This is a genomic window from Arthrobacter sp. BG3, from assembly GCF_056680185.1.
On record NZ_CM155270.1, the window covers coordinates 2,479,432 to 2,493,343 of the forward strand.

A 13,912-nucleotide genomic window follows, 5' to 3' on the forward strand; every position below is an offset into this window, starting at 1 on the left:
GGGCATCGGGCTGCGAGTCAGGCGCGGGCGGGGGCAGCGGCCGGGACCGCCGCATGGGCTGCCGCGGCGACAGCGGCGGCGACGTCGGCGGCAACATGGGGATCGAAGACGCTGGGAATGATGTAGCTGGCGTTGAGCTCATCGTCTGCAACCCGGTTCGCGATCGCCTCGGCCGCGGCCACCAGCATCCCGGGGGTGATGTCGGCTGCCCCCGCGTCCAGCAGCCCGCGGAAGAACCCGGGAAAGGCCAGGACGTTGTTGATCTGGTTGGGGAAATCGCTGCGGCCGGTCGCCACCACTGCTGCATGCCGTGACGCGATGGCCGGATCGATCTCCGGCGTGGGGTTGGCCATGGCGAACACAATAGCGTCCTCGGCCATGGATGCCACCTGCTCTTCGCCGATCACGTTGGGGGCGCTGACGCCGATGAAGACGTCCGCTCCCTTGAGCGCCTCATGCAGGGAGCCGGAGAATCCCTCCTCGTTGGTGTTCTCGGCGATCCAGGTGCGGTGCTCGTCGTTGTACCGTTCGCCGGAGTGGATGGCTCCCGAACGGCCCGCGGCGATGATGTGGCGTGCGCCCTGGGCCTTGAGCAGCGCGATGATGGCGGAACCGGCGGCGCCGACACCGGACACCACGATCCGGACCTCTCCGAGCTTCTTGTCCACAACCCGCAGGGCATTGGCCAGGGCAGCCAGCGTGACGATGGCGGTCCCGTGCTGGTCATCATGAAAGACGGGGATGTCCAGTTCCGCACGGAGGCGGTTTTCAATTTCGAAGCAGCGCGGTGCGGCGATGTCCTCGAGGTTGACGCCGCCGTAGACCGGGGCGAGCGCCTTGACGATCATGATGATTTCCTCGGTGTCCTGGGTGTCCAGGCAGACCGGCCAGGCGTCGACGTTGGCGAACTGCTTGAACAGGGCCGCCTTGCCTTCCATGACCGGCAGGGCGGCGGCCGGGCCGATGTTGCCCAGGCCCAGGACGGCCGAGCCGTCGGTGACGACGGCGATGGTGTTGCGCTTGATGGTCAGGTTCCGGGCGGCCTCGGGGTTCTCCGCGATAGCGAGGCAGACCCGCGCCACGCCGGGGGTGTATGCGCGGGACAGATCGTCGCGGTTGCGCAGCGCGACCTTCGGGACCACCTCGAGCTTGCCGCCGAGGTGCATCAGGAAGGTGCGGTCCGAGACGTTCCGGACGGTGACGCCGCCGAGCGCGTTGAGCGCGTCCTTGACGCGGCCTGCGTGCTCGTCGTCGGTGGTGTTGCAGGTGACGTCGACGACGAGGGTCTCGTGGTGGGACTCGGTGACGTCCAGGGCGGTGATCGCAGCGCCGGCGGCACCGACGGCGGCTGCCAGTTCGCTGGTGGCGGTGAAGCTGGACGGTGCCTCCACGCGCAGGGTGATCGAATTTCCGGGGCTCGGATTCGCCATTGAATTCCTCCTAGTCGGCCCGCGGACGGGCGTTCACTGTAATCAATTTATTTCGTATTATGGATATTATTATCTGCCATGTGGAAATGCAAGCCTCTGGCAGCCGTTGCGGTCTGCCTTGAGCGTGCACATCGACGCGGCGCTGGCCGTGCTGTATCTTGGGTCTACTAAGCACTTTTTTCACGATGCGGATAAAAGTTGTCGTCAGCGACCCCTCAGGAGACCCACAGTTATGGCGGAAAAAGCCCCCGGAGGCGTGCAGTCCGTTGAGCGCGTTTTCGAACTTCTGGAACTGATTACTGATGCCGGCGGGGACGTCACCCTCAGCGAGCTCTCCTCCTCCACCGATCTGCCGCTGCCAACCATCCACCGGCTGCTCCGCACCCTGGTCAATCTGGGATACATCCGGCAACTGCCGAACCGCCGCTATGCCCTGGGGCCGCGCCTGATCCGCCTCGGCGAGGCAGCGAACAAGCAACTGGGGGCTCTCGCCCGTCCGCAGCTCCAGTCCCTCGTGGAGCGCCTCGGGGAAACCGCCAACATGGCCGTGCTGGACTCGGACATGGTTATGTACGTGGCTCAGGTTCCGTCGCTGCATTCCATGCGGATGATCACCGAGGTGGGCCGCCGCGGCTTCATGCACGCCACCGGAATGGGCAAAGCGATTCTTGCCCAGCTGGACGATGAGACGGTGCGCGGCATCGTCGCCCGGAAGGGCATGCCCACCCCCACCCCCAAGAGCATCGGCGATGTCGAGGCCCTGCTGGCGGACCTGAAGCTGATCCGGGACCGCGGCTACTCCATCGACGAGGAGGAGCAGGAGATCGGCGTCCGCTGTTTCGCCATCGCCATCCCCAACGCGCCGACCCCCGCGGCGATTTCGGTCTCCGGGCCTGTCTCCCGGGTGGACGAGTCCTTCGCGGACCGGGCGGTGCCGCTGCTGCGCGAGGCGGCCCTGGCGATTTCCCGGGACCTCACCAAGAGCTGAGCCGCCGCCGTAGTGCCGCGGACTGAGCCGGCACCCTGCAGCACCCTCCCCCTCGGGGACAGGGGCCGCAACTGTCACGGCGGTGGCGTCGCTGGCCGTCAGTGGTCGGATTGCGATGCCGACTCCACCGGAACTTCCTTGCCGTCGCAGTCGATCAGCTTGCCGCCTTCGAAGCGGTCGCCGTCGGCCAGTGGCTTCAGGTCGTCCTCGCGGATGACCCGTCCGGTTCCGGCCACAAAGACCGACTGGTTCTCCGAATTGCCTGCTTTCAGGTGGTTGAAGAGCAGATTCAGCGCGATGGCCATCACAGCGGCGGAGCTGATGCCGGAGTGGAATATCGTGCTGAACCAGGACGGGAACTTGTCATAGAACGTCGGGGCCGCGATCGGGATCATGCCGAAGCCGATCGAGGCGGCGACGATGATCAGGTTCATGTTGTTCCGGTACTCGACCTTGGCCAGCGTGCGGATACCGCTGGCGGCAACCGTGCCGAACAGCACGATGCCTGCTCCGCCGAGGACCGCCGTGGGGACTGCGGCCACGACGCGGCCCAGGACGGGCAGCAGGCCCAGCAGCACGAGGATGACGCCGCCGGCGGCGACGACGTAGCGGCTCCTGATCTTCGTGACGGCAACCAGTCCGACGTTCTGGGCGAACGCGCTCTGGGTGAAGGATCCGAAAATGGGCGCCAGCAGGCTGGAACCCATGTCGGCCCGCAGGCCTGCAGCGATCCTCTTCGAGTCCACTTTGGTTCCGACGATCTCGCCAACGGCGAGGATGTCGGCCATGGTCTCGGTCAGGATCACCAGGACCACGATCACCATGGAGATGATGGCTGCGATTTCAAAGGTGGGCATGCCCAGGTGGAACGGCGTTGGAAACGCCACGATCGGGCCGTCCCCGACTTTGGAGAAGTTGGCCATCCCGGTCACGACGGCGACAATCGTCCCGCCCACCATGGCGAGCAGGATGGAGAGCCGGGAAATGGTGGCACTGCCGACCTTGCTGAACACGAGCACCAGGGCAAGCGTGATCCCGGCCAGCCCGATGTTCGCCATGCTGCCGTAGTCGTCGGCCTTTTTGTTGCCGCCCATGGCCCAGTTGGCGGCCACCGGCATCAGGGTCAGGCCGATCGTGGTGATCACCGTCCCGGTCACGACGGGCGGGAAGAACCGGACTATCTTTGAAAAGACCGGGGCGATGAGGAGACCGATCGCTGCGGAGACGATGACGGCGCCGAAGACGGCCGGAAGGCCGCCGCCGCCGGTGACAATTGCCACCATGGTTGCCACGCTGGCGAACGACACGCCCTGCACCAGGGGCAGTTGCGATCCGAAGAACGGAAGGCCCAGGGTCTGCAGGAGGGTTGCCAGCCCGCCCATAAAGAGTGCGGCCGCAATCAGGATCCCGATATCCGCGGGGGAGAGGCCGGCGGCCTGCCCGACGATCAGGGGGACCGCAATGATGCCGCCGTACATGGTCAGGACATGTTGGAATCCGTACGCGAAGCTGCTGGCAATCGGGAGCCGTTCATCCTCGGGCCGGGTGGATGGGGTAGGGCCGGGACGGGACTTGACCGCTGACGGCTTCTTTTTCATGTTCATGGCAGACTTTCTGGGTTCATGGCAGACGACTTTGTCTGGCTAACGGTGTCTGGCTAACAGTTATGGCTGATGGGGTGGGTGGCCTGTTCCAGGGCCGGCACGGGTGCTGGCCCTGGAACAGGCGGTGTCTCTAAGCCGGCGGCGGGGGTCCTAGCAGAATCCGGCGATGCCGGACCAAGCGATGTCGGCCGGTGTTGCGTTCTCGCGCAGGACCGTGGCCTCGATCAGGCCGTACGGGCGGTCTGCGGCGAAGAAGACCTCGTTGGGGTTGTCGAGGCCGAACGGCGAGAGGTCCACCAGGAAATGGTGCTTGTTGGGCATCGAGAACTTGATTTCCTCGATCTCGCTGTGTGCTTCCAGGACCTTGGTGCCCATGTCGAACAGCGTCTGCTGGAGGGCGTGGGAGTACCGCTCAGTGAACGCCTCAAGCAGGAGGCCCTTGACATCCTCGTAGCTCTTGTTGAAATCGAGCGAGCTGAAATCCGTGCCGGGCTTGAAGCGCCAGCGAGCGGAAACATCGGTGGCGAGGATCCGGTCCGTGGTCTCCGACAGGGTGGTGTACTTGTCGCGCGGGTAGCCGACGAAGCCCGACTGCGTGGACTTAAGGACGGTCAGGTCCTTCAGGCCGGAGATGAGGTGGTTCTGACCGCCGTCGCGGAACAGGACGGCGGTCCGGACTTCCTGGCCGTTGCGCACGAACGAGTGGTCGTGTGAGGCGCCGCGGACCTGGATGCGGTCCCAGCTGTAGGACTCAGCTTCCCAGCGGCCGCCGGTCACCCAGTCGAAGCTTGAGGTGAAGTGCTCTCCAAGCCGGAGCAGGAACGCTTCGGGGGACCCGATGCCCTCCCGGGCGAAGGCATAAACGGTGTTCTTCTGTGTGTCCGTGGGAACCACGTGGCTGTTGTCGCCTTCGAGGTGGGCCGCGGCGAAGTCGCCGCGGAGCTGCGAGGTGACGTTGAGGTCTTCGATCTCGTGGCGGTCCGTGTCGCGGGTGATCTTCACGACGCGGACTTCGGCCTTACCGAACTGGTTCTGGCCGAGGACGATTTTGTTGTTCATGGTGGGGTTTCCCAACTTCCGGTATGCGGAATCAAAGATCCCGCATAGAGATTTGGAACGCGTTGAGCGTTCGTTTTTTCTCCGCCGGCCCATAAAAAAGAGCCGACGTCAGTTGACGCCAGCTCATTACAACCCTGCCTGCTGTGCTCCCAGGTTACGTGACCTACGCCACGAATTACTTCCAAGATTAGCCCAGCCGGCCGGTGGTGTACATCACAATCTGAAATTACCGATTGTGACCGCCGGGCCGGGTGACCGGGATCGCAGACCCTTGACGGGGCTCCGGTATCGCCTTAGCGTTTCCGTATAACAAGAACTAACTTTCGCATTGTGAAAACTAAGGAGCAGAAAATGCAGCATCAAGTGTCCGCCAGGCAGGGTACCGAGCCGCCGCAGGCAGTGGAAGAGCTCTATCTGCCCCGCGGCGGCACCGATCCCGACTTCTACTTCCCGGCCGACCGTGGGCAACGGCCCGGACGGGTTTCGCGCTGGGTCACCCGGCTGCGGGCAGCCAGGTCCAACCGGCTGCCAGCTTCAGCGCCACGGCCGGGTGCGCCGAAGTAGTCCCGCCACGTTCCCCGCGCCCGTTCCCGCTGCCTGCCCAACCTGCCAGTTTCAGGACTGTGACACCGTGGAAATCAGAATTTCACATCACGAAACGAGGCTTCCAAAGATCTCTGGCGCGGACCCCCATCCGCTGCTATTCTCGCTGGTGTCAAAGGCGGGCACCCGGGGACCCGGAGGCTATCTACCAGGCGTAACTGAACCTTCATCGCACACGCCGAAGCCTGGTAACCGACGCAGCTGACGCATTACATTTCGTCGCGGGGTACCGGCTTCCACACAGTAGGGAGTCGACTTATGGCTGTCACCGTCACGGATCAGACGCATCTCGCCCGGTCCATCGAGCTGGCCACGGCCAATGTCCTGAACAGCGGGGGGCCGTTCGGGGCCGTCATCGTCACCGCGGAGGGCCAGGCATTCGACGGCGTCAACCGGGTCACCGCCACCAACGACCCCACCGCCCACGCCGAGGTCACGGCCATCCGCCGGGCCTGCACCGAGCTGGGCACCTTCGAACTCAGCGGGGCCACGCTCTACACCAGCTGCGAGCCATGCCCCATGTGCCTGGCCTCCGCACTGTGGGCCCGTGTGGACCGCGTCATTTTTGCCGCCGACCGCCACGACGCCGCCTCCGTGGGATTCGACGACGCCGTGTTTTACGAGTACTTCGAGAACAACCAGCCTGCGGCCGTCCTGCCCGTGCACAAGCTGGAGCTTGACGGCCCGGAAGCGCCGCCTGTGCTGCAGCCGTTCCACACCTGGAACAGCCTGCAGACCCGGATCGGCTACTAGAACCCGTGGCCGGCGTGCGGGTTTCGCTGCGAAAGGGGGTGCAGCGGTGCTGGACCTGATGCCCGCGCTGGCAGCCTGGGGGCCGGCGGCCGCCGGTGAGCGCTGCGCTGTGGCCACAGTTGTCGGCGCCGGCGGTTCCGTTCCGCGCCCGGTGGGAACCTCCATGCGGGTGTCCGAGTCCGGCGGTTGCGTCGAGGGCGCCGTCGTGGCTGCGGCCTTTGAGGTGATGGCCGACGGCGGCCCGCGCAGGGTGTCCTTCGGCTACAGTGCCGAGGACGCGTTCGCTGCCGGGCTCACCTGCGGCGGTGAGCTGGAAATCCACATCGAATTGCTGCCCGGCGGCCTCCGCCGTCATCATCCCGGACCCGGGCAGCTACCAGGTGTCGCAGTCCGCGGCCGTGGCCGCACTGCTGGGCGGTGCCGGGGACGGGAAACATCCGCTGCTGCTGGCGGCCGCCGCCCAGCTGGAGCCCATGCTCCGCGGCGGCCGGACCGGGCTGGTCCGGCTTGCCCCGCCGGTGGGCTGCCTTTCCGGCACAGCCGTGCCACAAAATCCCCGGACGAGGCCGGGCCCGGTCACCCTGCTGCTGGAGAGCCGGCTGCCAGCGTTCCGGATGCTGGTGTTTGGCGCCAACGACTTCGGCGCGGCCCTGCTGCCTGCCGGCCGGCTGCTCGGCTACCACGTCTCCCTGTGCGACGCGCGGCCGGCCTTCGCGATCCAGTCACGCTTTGCCGAAGCGGACCAGGTGGCCACCGGCTGGCCGCACCACTATCTGGCCGCCGAAGCCGCCGCCGGCCGCCTCGATGCCCGGACCGTTGTGTGCGTACTCACCCACGATTCCAAGTTCGACATCCCCTGCTGCAGGCCGCGCTGGGCGTGGGCGCGGTCACCCCGGCCGAAGTGGCGGCGTCCATCACCGCGGAACTGGTGGCGAGCCGCACCCGGTCCGCCCGCGGGCTGTCCCTGAAACACGGGAGCGGACCAATCCACCAGCACGCCGGCCACGGCCATACGGCCGCCCCTCCGGCCGGCACACTGCCGGTCCGCACACTTCAGGTACGCACACTGCCGGTACGCACACTGCAGAACCAGGAGACGCCATGGACATGAACACCATTGAGGCCGTGGTCCGCACCCAAGACCCGGCCGACTGGCGCGCCGGCGACGCCTGGTTGGCGGGCGGCACCGTGCTGTTTTCCTACGGCGGCTACGCCTTCGGCAAGGAACCGCTCAGGCGGCTGCTGGACCTTGGCTCCACCGGCTGGCCGTCCGTCACCGTGTCCGACGCCGGGATCGAGTTCGCCGCCACCTGCACTGTCGCGGAACTCTATGCGCTTCCCGCCAGTGAAACCGCCCGCTCCCACGCTGCCGGCTGGCCCGCCCTTGAGCTGGTCCGGCCCTGCTGCGACTCCTTCGTGGCCTCGTTCAAGGTCTGGAACATGTCCACCGTGGGCGGCAATCTCTGCACGTCCCTGCCGGCCGGACCCATGACCTCGCTCTGCGCGGCCCTGGACGGTGTGGCAACGGTGCTCGGTCCCGGCGGCGCCAGCCGCACCGTCCCGGTCGCGGACTTCGTCACCGGGGACGGGCGCAACTGCCTGGCACCCGGCGAGCTGCTCCGCAAGATCCAGCTGCCGGCGTCGGCCCTCGCCTCCCGGGTGGCCTTCCGTCGGCTGTCGCTGAGCAACCTGGGCCGGTCGGGGGTGCTGCTGATCGGCAGGCTCGACGCCGACGGCAGCCTGTTCCTGACAGTCACCGCGGCCACCACCCGCCCCGTGCAGCTGCGCTTCGCCGCGCCGGACGGCGCCGCGACGTCGCCGGCGGCCCTGGCCGAAGCGCTCGACGCCGCCATTCCGGACGGGCTCTACCACGATGACATCCACGGCCTGCCCGCCTGGCGGAAGGACATGACCTACCGGCTGGCAGAGGAAATCAGGGACGAACTGGCATCCCCGGCCGGGGTCCCGCCGGTCCGCGTGTCCGGGGACTTCTGGCCGCCGCAGGGTACTGCGGCCCGCCCACGGCACCCGGTTGCACCGCAGGCTGCGCCACAGCAGGGTATGCCGGAGCAGAAAGGGGCCTGAGCATGTCCAACCGGTCCGACCGAGCCATCGAAATCAACGGCGTCCCGGCCGAGGCGGAACCCCGTCCCGGCCAGTGCCTGCGCACCTTCCTGCGCGAACAGGGCAACTTCGGCGTCAAAAAGGGCTGCGACGGCGGCGACTGCGGCGCCTGCACAGTCCACGTGGACGGCACCCCCGTGCACAGCTGCATCTATCCGGCCGTCCGGGCCGAGGGGCGCGCCGTCACCACCATCGAAGGGCTTGCCCGCACCTGCGGTGCCTCCGGGGGGAGCGACGCGGACCTGACTGCGCCCTCCGGCGCCCTCCACCCGATGCAGCAGCAGTTCCTGGACCGGCAGGGCTTCCAGTGCGGATTCTGCACCGCCGGCATGCTGATGACGGCGGCCACCTTCGACGACGAGCAGCAGGCGGACCTGCCCCGGAACCTCAAGGGGAACCTCTGCCGCTGCACCGGCTACCGGGCCATTGCGGACGCCGTCTGGGGGGAGGGCGCGCACGGCGAATCCATCCCCCCGGACCGTGAGGGCCACCCCGGCCCCGCGGGGCCGGGGTCCGGGACCGCCGGCGAGGGCCAGCGCGATCCGCGTCCCGGCCAGCTCGGCGACGACGTCCCGGCGCCCGCGGGCCTGACGATCGTCACCGGCACGGCGCGCTTCACTCTGGACGTTCCGGCGTCGGAGCTTCCGGGGCTGCTGCACCTGAAGCTGCTGCGCTCCCCGCACGCCCACGCCCGCGTGCTGTCCGTCGACGCCACGGACGCCCTGCGGATTCCCGGCGTGGCGGCGGTTTTCACCCACGCGGACGCACCCGCGCAGCTGTTTTCCACCGCGCAGCACGAGCACTACACCGACGATCCGGACGACACCCGGGTGCTGGACGACGTCGTCCGGTTTGTCGGGCAGAAGGTTGCCGCCGTCGCCGCCGACACCGTGGCCGCGGCGGAAGCCGGTGTCCGGGCGCTGAAGGTGGAGTACCAGGTGCTGGACGCCGTGTTCACGCCGCAGGACGCAATGCGCCCCGGCGCCCCGCTGGTCCACGGGGACAAGGACGCCGCCACCGCACGCATCGGCGCACCGGAACGGAACGTCGTGGCCGAGCTGCACTCCGAACTGGGCGACGTCGCGGCGGCCTTCGCGGCAGCGGACTTCATCCACGAGCAGACCTACCGCACCCAGCGCGTGCAGCACACCGCACTGGAGACCCACGCCGCCATCGCCTCGATCGACGACGGCGGCCGGCTCCAGGTCCGCACCTCCAGCCAGGTGCCCTTCCTGGTCCGGCGCACCCTGGGCCGGATCTTCGGCCTGCCGGAGGACCGGATCCGGGTCGTGGCGGGACGGGTCGGCGGCGGCTTTGGCGGCAAACAGGAAGTCCTCACCGAGGACATCGTCGCCCTGGCCGCGCTGAAACTGCGGCGCCCGGTGCAGCTCGAATTCACCCGCACCGAGCAGTTCACGGCTTCCACCACCCGGCACCCGTTCACCATCCGGCTCAAGGCGGCCGCCAGCAACGCGGGCCAGCTGACCGCCCTGCAGCTGGACGTGCTGACCAACGCCGGAGCCTACGGCAACCATTCCGTGGGCGTGATGTTCCACGGCTGCGGGGAATCCCTCGGCGTCTACAACTGCGCCAACAAGAAGGTCGACGCGCACGCCGTCTACACCCACACCGTGCCCTCCGGCGCCTTCCGCGGCTACGGGCTGAGCCAGATGATCTTCGCGATCGAGTCCGCCGTCGACGAGCTTGCCGCCGGGATCGGCATGGACCCGATGGAGTTCCGCCGCCGCAACATGGTCCGCGAGGGTGACGACATGCTCTCCACCCACCCCGACCCGGAAGAGGACGTGCTCTACGGCAGCTACGGGCTGGACCAGTGCACGCGGCTGGTGCAGGACGCCCTGGGACGCGGCCGGGAACTCTACCGGTCCGCCGGACTCGGGGACCTCGGACCGGACTGGGTCACCGGCGAGGGCTCGGCGCTGTCCATGATCGACACCGTCCCGCCGCGGGGCCACTTCGCGCATTCCCGGCTCCGGCTCCTGCCCGACGGGACCTACCAGGTGGACGTGGGAACCGCGGAATTCGGCAACGGCACCACCACGGTGCACGCCCAGCTCGCCGCCACCGCGTTGTCCACCACCGCGGGCCGGATCGCGGTCCGGCAGTCGGACACCGACCTCGTGGACCACGATTCCGGCGCATTCGGCTCGGCCGGGACGGTGGTGGCAGGGAAGGCCACCCTGGCCGCGGCCGAGGAACTCGCGGTGCGGATCCGGGCCTTCGCCGCCGGCATCCGCCAGGTCCAGTCCTCCGCGTGCGTGCTGGAGGACGGCGCCGTCAGCTGCGGGGGAACCCGGGTGCCGCTGGCGGAACTGTTCGACGCCGCCGCAGCGGCCGGCGTCGAACTCTCCGCCGAGGGGCACTGGGGCGGGACCCCGCGGTCGGTGGCGTTCAACGTCCACGGTTTCCGGGTGGCCGTGAACACCGGGACGGGGGAGCTGCGGATCCTGCAGAGCGTCCAGGCCGCCGACGCCGGCGTGGTGGTCAACCCGCGGCAGTGCCGCGGGCAGATCGAGGGCGGCATCGCGCAGGCGCTCGGCGCGGCCCTGTATGAGGAGGTCAGGGTGGACGGTGCCGGACGGGTCACCACGGACATCCTCCGGCAGTACCACATCCCGTCCTTCGCGGACGTGCCGCGCAGCGAGGTGTATTTCGCCGACACGTCCGACAAGCTGGGACCGCTGGGCGCGAAGTCGATGAGCGAGAGCCCGTTCAATCCGGTGGCACCGGCGCTGGCCAACGCCATCCGGAACGCCACGGGGGTGAGGTTCGCGGAGCTGCCCATCGCCCGGGACAAAATCTACCTGGCCCTGAAGGAAGCCGGCCGCACCCCCTCCCGCCACTAGCAACGCGGGGTCAGGTACGGCCCATGTCGTGGGATTTCTTGGGCCGTAGCTGACCCCGCGTTTGGGTTCCGGCCTATAGTCGGATGATGGAACAGCGAATCTTGGGCAAGACCGGACGGAACGTCTCCATTGTCGGACTGGGGACCTGGCAGCTGGGCGCGGACTGGGGCAACGTCGATCCGGCGCAGGCGCAGGCCATCCTGGCCGCCTCCGTGGACGCCGGCGTCACGTTCTTTGACACTGCCGACGTCTACGGCGACGGCCGCAGCGAACAGGCCATCGGCGCATTCCTGGCCGGCAACCCGGGCCTGGACATCACGGTGGCCACGAAGATGGGCCGCCGGGCGGAGCAGCTGCCGGAGAACTACAACCTCGCCAACTTCCGCGCGTGGACCGACCGATCCCGGCGCAACCTGGGCATGGAGCAGCTGGACCTGGTCCAGCTGCACTGCCCGCCCACCGCGGTGTACAGCAACGCCGAAGTCTACGACGCGCTGGACACGCTCGTGGCCGAGGGGGCCATCCGGAACTACGGCGTCAGCGTGGAGCGGACCGACGAAGCGCTTGAGGCCATGCGCCACGACGGCACGGCCACCGTGCAGATCATCCTCAACGCCTTCCGGCTCAAGCCGCTGGACGTGGTGCTGCCCGCGGCGCAGGCTGCCGGCGTCGGGATCATCGCCCGGGTGCCGCTCGCCTCGGGACTGCTGTCCGGCAAGTACACCGCGGACACGTCCTTCGCCGCGGACGACCACCGGAACTACAACCGCACCGGCTCGGCGTTCGACGCCGGGGAGACCTTCTCCGGCGTGGATTTCGGGCAGGGCCTCAAAGCGGTGGCCGAGTTCGAGGAACTGGTGCCCGACGGCGTCAGCACCGCCCAGGCGGCCATCGCCTGGATCGCGGCGCAGGAGGGCGTCAGCACGGTGATCCCCGGCGCGCGGAACCCGGACCAGGCCCGCGCCAACGCCGAAGCGGCGGGTGTCAGCGGCATCGATGCAACCTTCGACGTCGGCGTCCACGAAATCTACGACCGCTACTTCCGCGAATCGATCCACCCCCGCTGGTAGCCCCTTTCCCAAACCAACGCGGGGTCAGATCCGGCCCATGCTGGCGTGATTCATGGGCCGGGTCTGACCCCGCGTTGTGCTGGGCGTGCGCGACGCTAGCCTGCCGGGTACCAGACCCGGTCTCCCTCAACGCGTGCGAACGAGGTGAGGGTGTGGGGTTTGGCCGACTTGTCCGTCATGATGTCGAGCACCTCGACGTTCCGGACCAGGAGCGCGTCCCCGATCAGCGAGCGGTGGCAGCGCCACGGGACGGCTTCCGCGCACATGATCGCCAGATTGTTGGTCCGCCCGCGTTCCAGCAGCTGGGCGATCGCCGTGGAAAATTCCCCGGTCTGCATGTAGTCGGCGTACCCCCGGAACGACGCGTTCCGCCAGGCGCCGTTGGGGCTGTCCTTCCGGGCGTGCCGGAGGCCGCCAAGGGATGCCATCCGCCGGTAGGTGATGCCGCTGGCCCGCACGCTCGCCGCCAGGGCGTCGGCATTGAACTGCGGGTTGTGCCGCGACTTCGGGACGGTGCGCACGTCGACCAGCTTCCTGATGCCGTGGGCCTTCAGGATGCCGATGAACTCGTCGATCGGATGCGTGGAGTGCCCCACGGTGAAGATGGTCATGTCCGCCATGCCCCCATGCTAAAGCGGCGCTGCAGCCTGTGCCGGCGGCGAAGCGGCCGGATAGTCTGATTGACCTATGAGCTGCCAAGGAACGGGCACCGAATGACTTCATCCTTCATCGAGGGCTTTATCGACCGGCTCGCGGCCGTGGAAACGGGGCCGGGGTGCAACAATTTCTTCGACCACGCCGTGCCCGGAAACGCCCTGCGCCGGCGGAACCTGGCGATCTACCTGCGCGAAATGCTGGAGCGCTCCCCGAAGGTACTGCTGCTGGGGGAAGCCCCCGGCTTCCGGGGTATGGGGATCACCGGAGTTCCCTTCACCAACCGCACGATGTTCTTAGGTCCCGCCAACAGCTTCGGGCTGTTCGGGCCGGGCAAGGGATATGTGCTGCCGGCGGAAGCTGCGGGGATTGCGGCCGAACCGACGGCCACGGTGATGTGGGAGGTGCTGGCCGAGCTGGAGTTCCTGCCGCTGCTCTGGAGTGCCTGCCCCTGGCATACCCATGTGCCTGGTCGGCCGCTGTCCAACCGCACTCCCACCGCCGCCGAAGCGGCACTGGGAACCCCGTTTTGGCAGGCTCTGGAGGAGGAATTCGCCATCGAAACGGTGGTGGCTGTGGGCAACGTGGCGCACCGCAGCCTGCGGCGGCGCGGCTTGGATGTCCCAAAGATCAGGCATCCCGCCCACGGCGGCCGGGCCGGATTCAAGAGGGGACTCGAAGAGCTGCTCGGCCCTTCCCGCTAAACCCAACGCGGGGTCAGATCCGGCCCATGCTGGGGTGCTTTTTGGGCCGGATCTGA

11 protein-coding genes and 1 pseudogene are annotated in these 13,912 nt (G+C 67.9%); 8 read left to right on the forward strand and 4 right to left on the reverse strand.

Going from position 1 to position 13,912, the window contains the following annotated elements; all coding sequences use genetic code 11:
* Nucleotides 1–17 precede the first annotated feature (17 nt).
* Nucleotides 18–1,430 (reverse strand): NAD-dependent malic enzyme, encoded by a 1,413-nt coding sequence (locus tag AC1MFL_RS11060; RefSeq protein ID WP_479809706.1) that lies wholly within the window; start codon nucleotides 1,428–1,430, stop codon nucleotides 18–20.
* Between the two features lie 232 nt (nucleotides 1,431–1,662).
* On the opposite strand from AC1MFL_RS11060, the gene AC1MFL_RS11065 reads away from it, so the two are divergent.
* Nucleotides 1,663–2,418, forward strand: a complete 756-nt coding sequence (locus tag AC1MFL_RS11065; RefSeq protein ID WP_479809708.1) for an IclR family transcriptional regulator — start codon at nucleotides 1,663–1,665, stop codon at nucleotides 2,416–2,418.
* 98 nt (nucleotides 2,419–2,516) lie between these two features.
* On the opposite strand, the gene AC1MFL_RS11070 is transcribed toward AC1MFL_RS11065, so the two are convergent.
* Both AC1MFL_RS11070 and pucL read right to left on the reverse strand, forming a co-directional pair.
* Nucleotides 2,517–4,022: a nucleobase:cation symporter-2 family protein gene (locus AC1MFL_RS11070; RefSeq protein ID WP_479809710.1), complete on the reverse strand. Its 1,506-nt coding sequence runs from the start codon at nucleotides 4,020–4,022 to the stop codon at nucleotides 2,517–2,519.
* A gap of 150 nt (nucleotides 4,023–4,172) precedes the next feature.
* Nucleotides 4,173–5,081, reverse strand: a complete 909-nt coding sequence (gene pucL / locus AC1MFL_RS11075) for a factor-independent urate hydroxylase (protein ID WP_479809712.1) — start codon at nucleotides 5,079–5,081, stop codon at nucleotides 4,173–4,175.
* Between the two features lie 351 nt (nucleotides 5,082–5,432).
* Here pucL and AC1MFL_RS11080 point away from each other — a divergent pair, with 351 nt between their 5' ends.
* The 6 genes and pseudogenes from AC1MFL_RS11080 (at nucleotide 5,433) to AC1MFL_RS11105 (ending at nucleotide 12,498) form a co-directional block, all read left to right on the forward strand.
* Nucleotides 5,433–5,645 (forward strand): hypothetical protein, encoded by a 213-nt coding sequence (locus AC1MFL_RS11080; RefSeq protein WP_479809714.1) that lies wholly within the window; start codon nucleotides 5,433–5,435, stop codon nucleotides 5,643–5,645.
* A gap of 297 nt (nucleotides 5,646–5,942) precedes the next feature.
* Nucleotides 5,943–6,437 carry a nucleoside deaminase gene (locus AC1MFL_RS11085; protein ID WP_479809716.1) on the forward strand — a complete coding sequence of 165 codons (495 nt, stop codon included), beginning with the start codon at nucleotides 5,943–5,945 and terminating at the stop codon, nucleotides 6,435–6,437.
* A 46-nt stretch (nucleotides 6,438–6,483) separates the two neighbouring features.
* Nucleotides 6,484–7,548: pseudogene (locus AC1MFL_RS11090) on the forward strand (XdhC family protein).
* Nucleotides 7,539–8,522, forward strand: coding sequence for an FAD binding domain-containing protein (locus AC1MFL_RS11095; protein WP_479809718.1), 984 nt, complete (start codon nucleotides 7,539–7,541; stop codon nucleotides 8,520–8,522). Before AC1MFL_RS11090 ends, AC1MFL_RS11095 begins: the two are co-directional and overlap by 10 nt.
* Before the next feature lie 2 nt (nucleotides 8,523–8,524).
* The gene (locus AC1MFL_RS11100; protein ID WP_479809720.1) at nucleotides 8,525–11,428 is read left to right on the forward strand and encodes a molybdopterin-dependent oxidoreductase; all 2,904 of its coding nucleotides are present in this window, start codon (nucleotides 8,525–8,527) and stop codon (nucleotides 11,426–11,428) included.
* 86 nt (nucleotides 11,429–11,514) lie between these two features.
* Nucleotides 11,515–12,498 (forward strand): aldo/keto reductase, encoded by a 984-nt coding sequence (locus AC1MFL_RS11105; RefSeq protein WP_479809721.1) that lies wholly within the window; start codon nucleotides 11,515–11,517, stop codon nucleotides 12,496–12,498.
* Between the two features lie 95 nt (nucleotides 12,499–12,593).
* Here AC1MFL_RS11105 and AC1MFL_RS11110 read toward each other — a convergent pair whose 3' ends face one another.
* Nucleotides 12,594–13,118: a DUF488 domain-containing protein gene (locus AC1MFL_RS11110; protein WP_479809723.1), complete on the reverse strand. Its 525-nt coding sequence runs from the start codon at nucleotides 13,116–13,118 to the stop codon at nucleotides 12,594–12,596.
* A gap of 93 nt (nucleotides 13,119–13,211) precedes the next feature.
* Here AC1MFL_RS11110 and AC1MFL_RS11115 point away from each other — a divergent pair, with 93 nt between their 5' ends.
* Nucleotides 13,212–13,856, forward strand: a complete 645-nt coding sequence (locus AC1MFL_RS11115) for a uracil-DNA glycosylase (RefSeq protein WP_479809725.1) — start codon at nucleotides 13,212–13,214, stop codon at nucleotides 13,854–13,856.
* Nucleotides 13,857–13,912 lie beyond the last annotated feature (56 nt).

Coding starts and splice junctions, on each gene's coding strand:
- AC1MFL_RS11065 (WP_479809708.1), top strand. CDS start 1,663: ATGGCGGAAAAAGCCCCCGGAGGCGTGCAGTCCGTTGAGCGCGTTTTC.
- AC1MFL_RS11095 (WP_479809718.1), top strand. CDS start 7,539: ATGGACATGAACACCATTGAGGCCGTGGTCCGCACCCAAGACCCGGCC.
- AC1MFL_RS11110 (WP_479809723.1), bottom strand. CDS start 13,118: ATGGCGGACATGACCATCTTCACCGTGGGGCACTCCACGCATCCGATC.
- AC1MFL_RS11100 (WP_479809720.1), top strand. CDS start 8,525: ATGTCCAACCGGTCCGACCGAGCCATCGAAATCAACGGCGTCCCGGCC.
- AC1MFL_RS11085 (WP_479809716.1), top strand. CDS start 5,943: ATGGCTGTCACCGTCACGGATCAGACGCATCTCGCCCGGTCCATCGAG.
- AC1MFL_RS11070 (WP_479809710.1), bottom strand. CDS start 4,022: ATGAACATGAAAAAGAAGCCGTCAGCGGTCAAGTCCCGTCCCGGCCCT.
- AC1MFL_RS11105 (WP_479809721.1), top strand. CDS start 11,515: ATGGAACAGCGAATCTTGGGCAAGACCGGACGGAACGTCTCCATTGTC.
- pucL (WP_479809712.1), bottom strand. CDS start 5,081: ATGAACAACAAAATCGTCCTCGGCCAGAACCAGTTCGGTAAGGCCGAA.
- AC1MFL_RS11060 (WP_479809706.1), bottom strand. CDS start 1,430: ATGGCGAATCCGAGCCCCGGAAATTCGATCACCCTGCGCGTGGAGGCA.
- AC1MFL_RS11080 (WP_479809714.1), top strand. CDS start 5,433: ATGCAGCATCAAGTGTCCGCCAGGCAGGGTACCGAGCCGCCGCAGGCA.
- AC1MFL_RS11115 (WP_479809725.1), top strand. CDS start 13,212: ATGACTTCATCCTTCATCGAGGGCTTTATCGACCGGCTCGCGGCCGTG.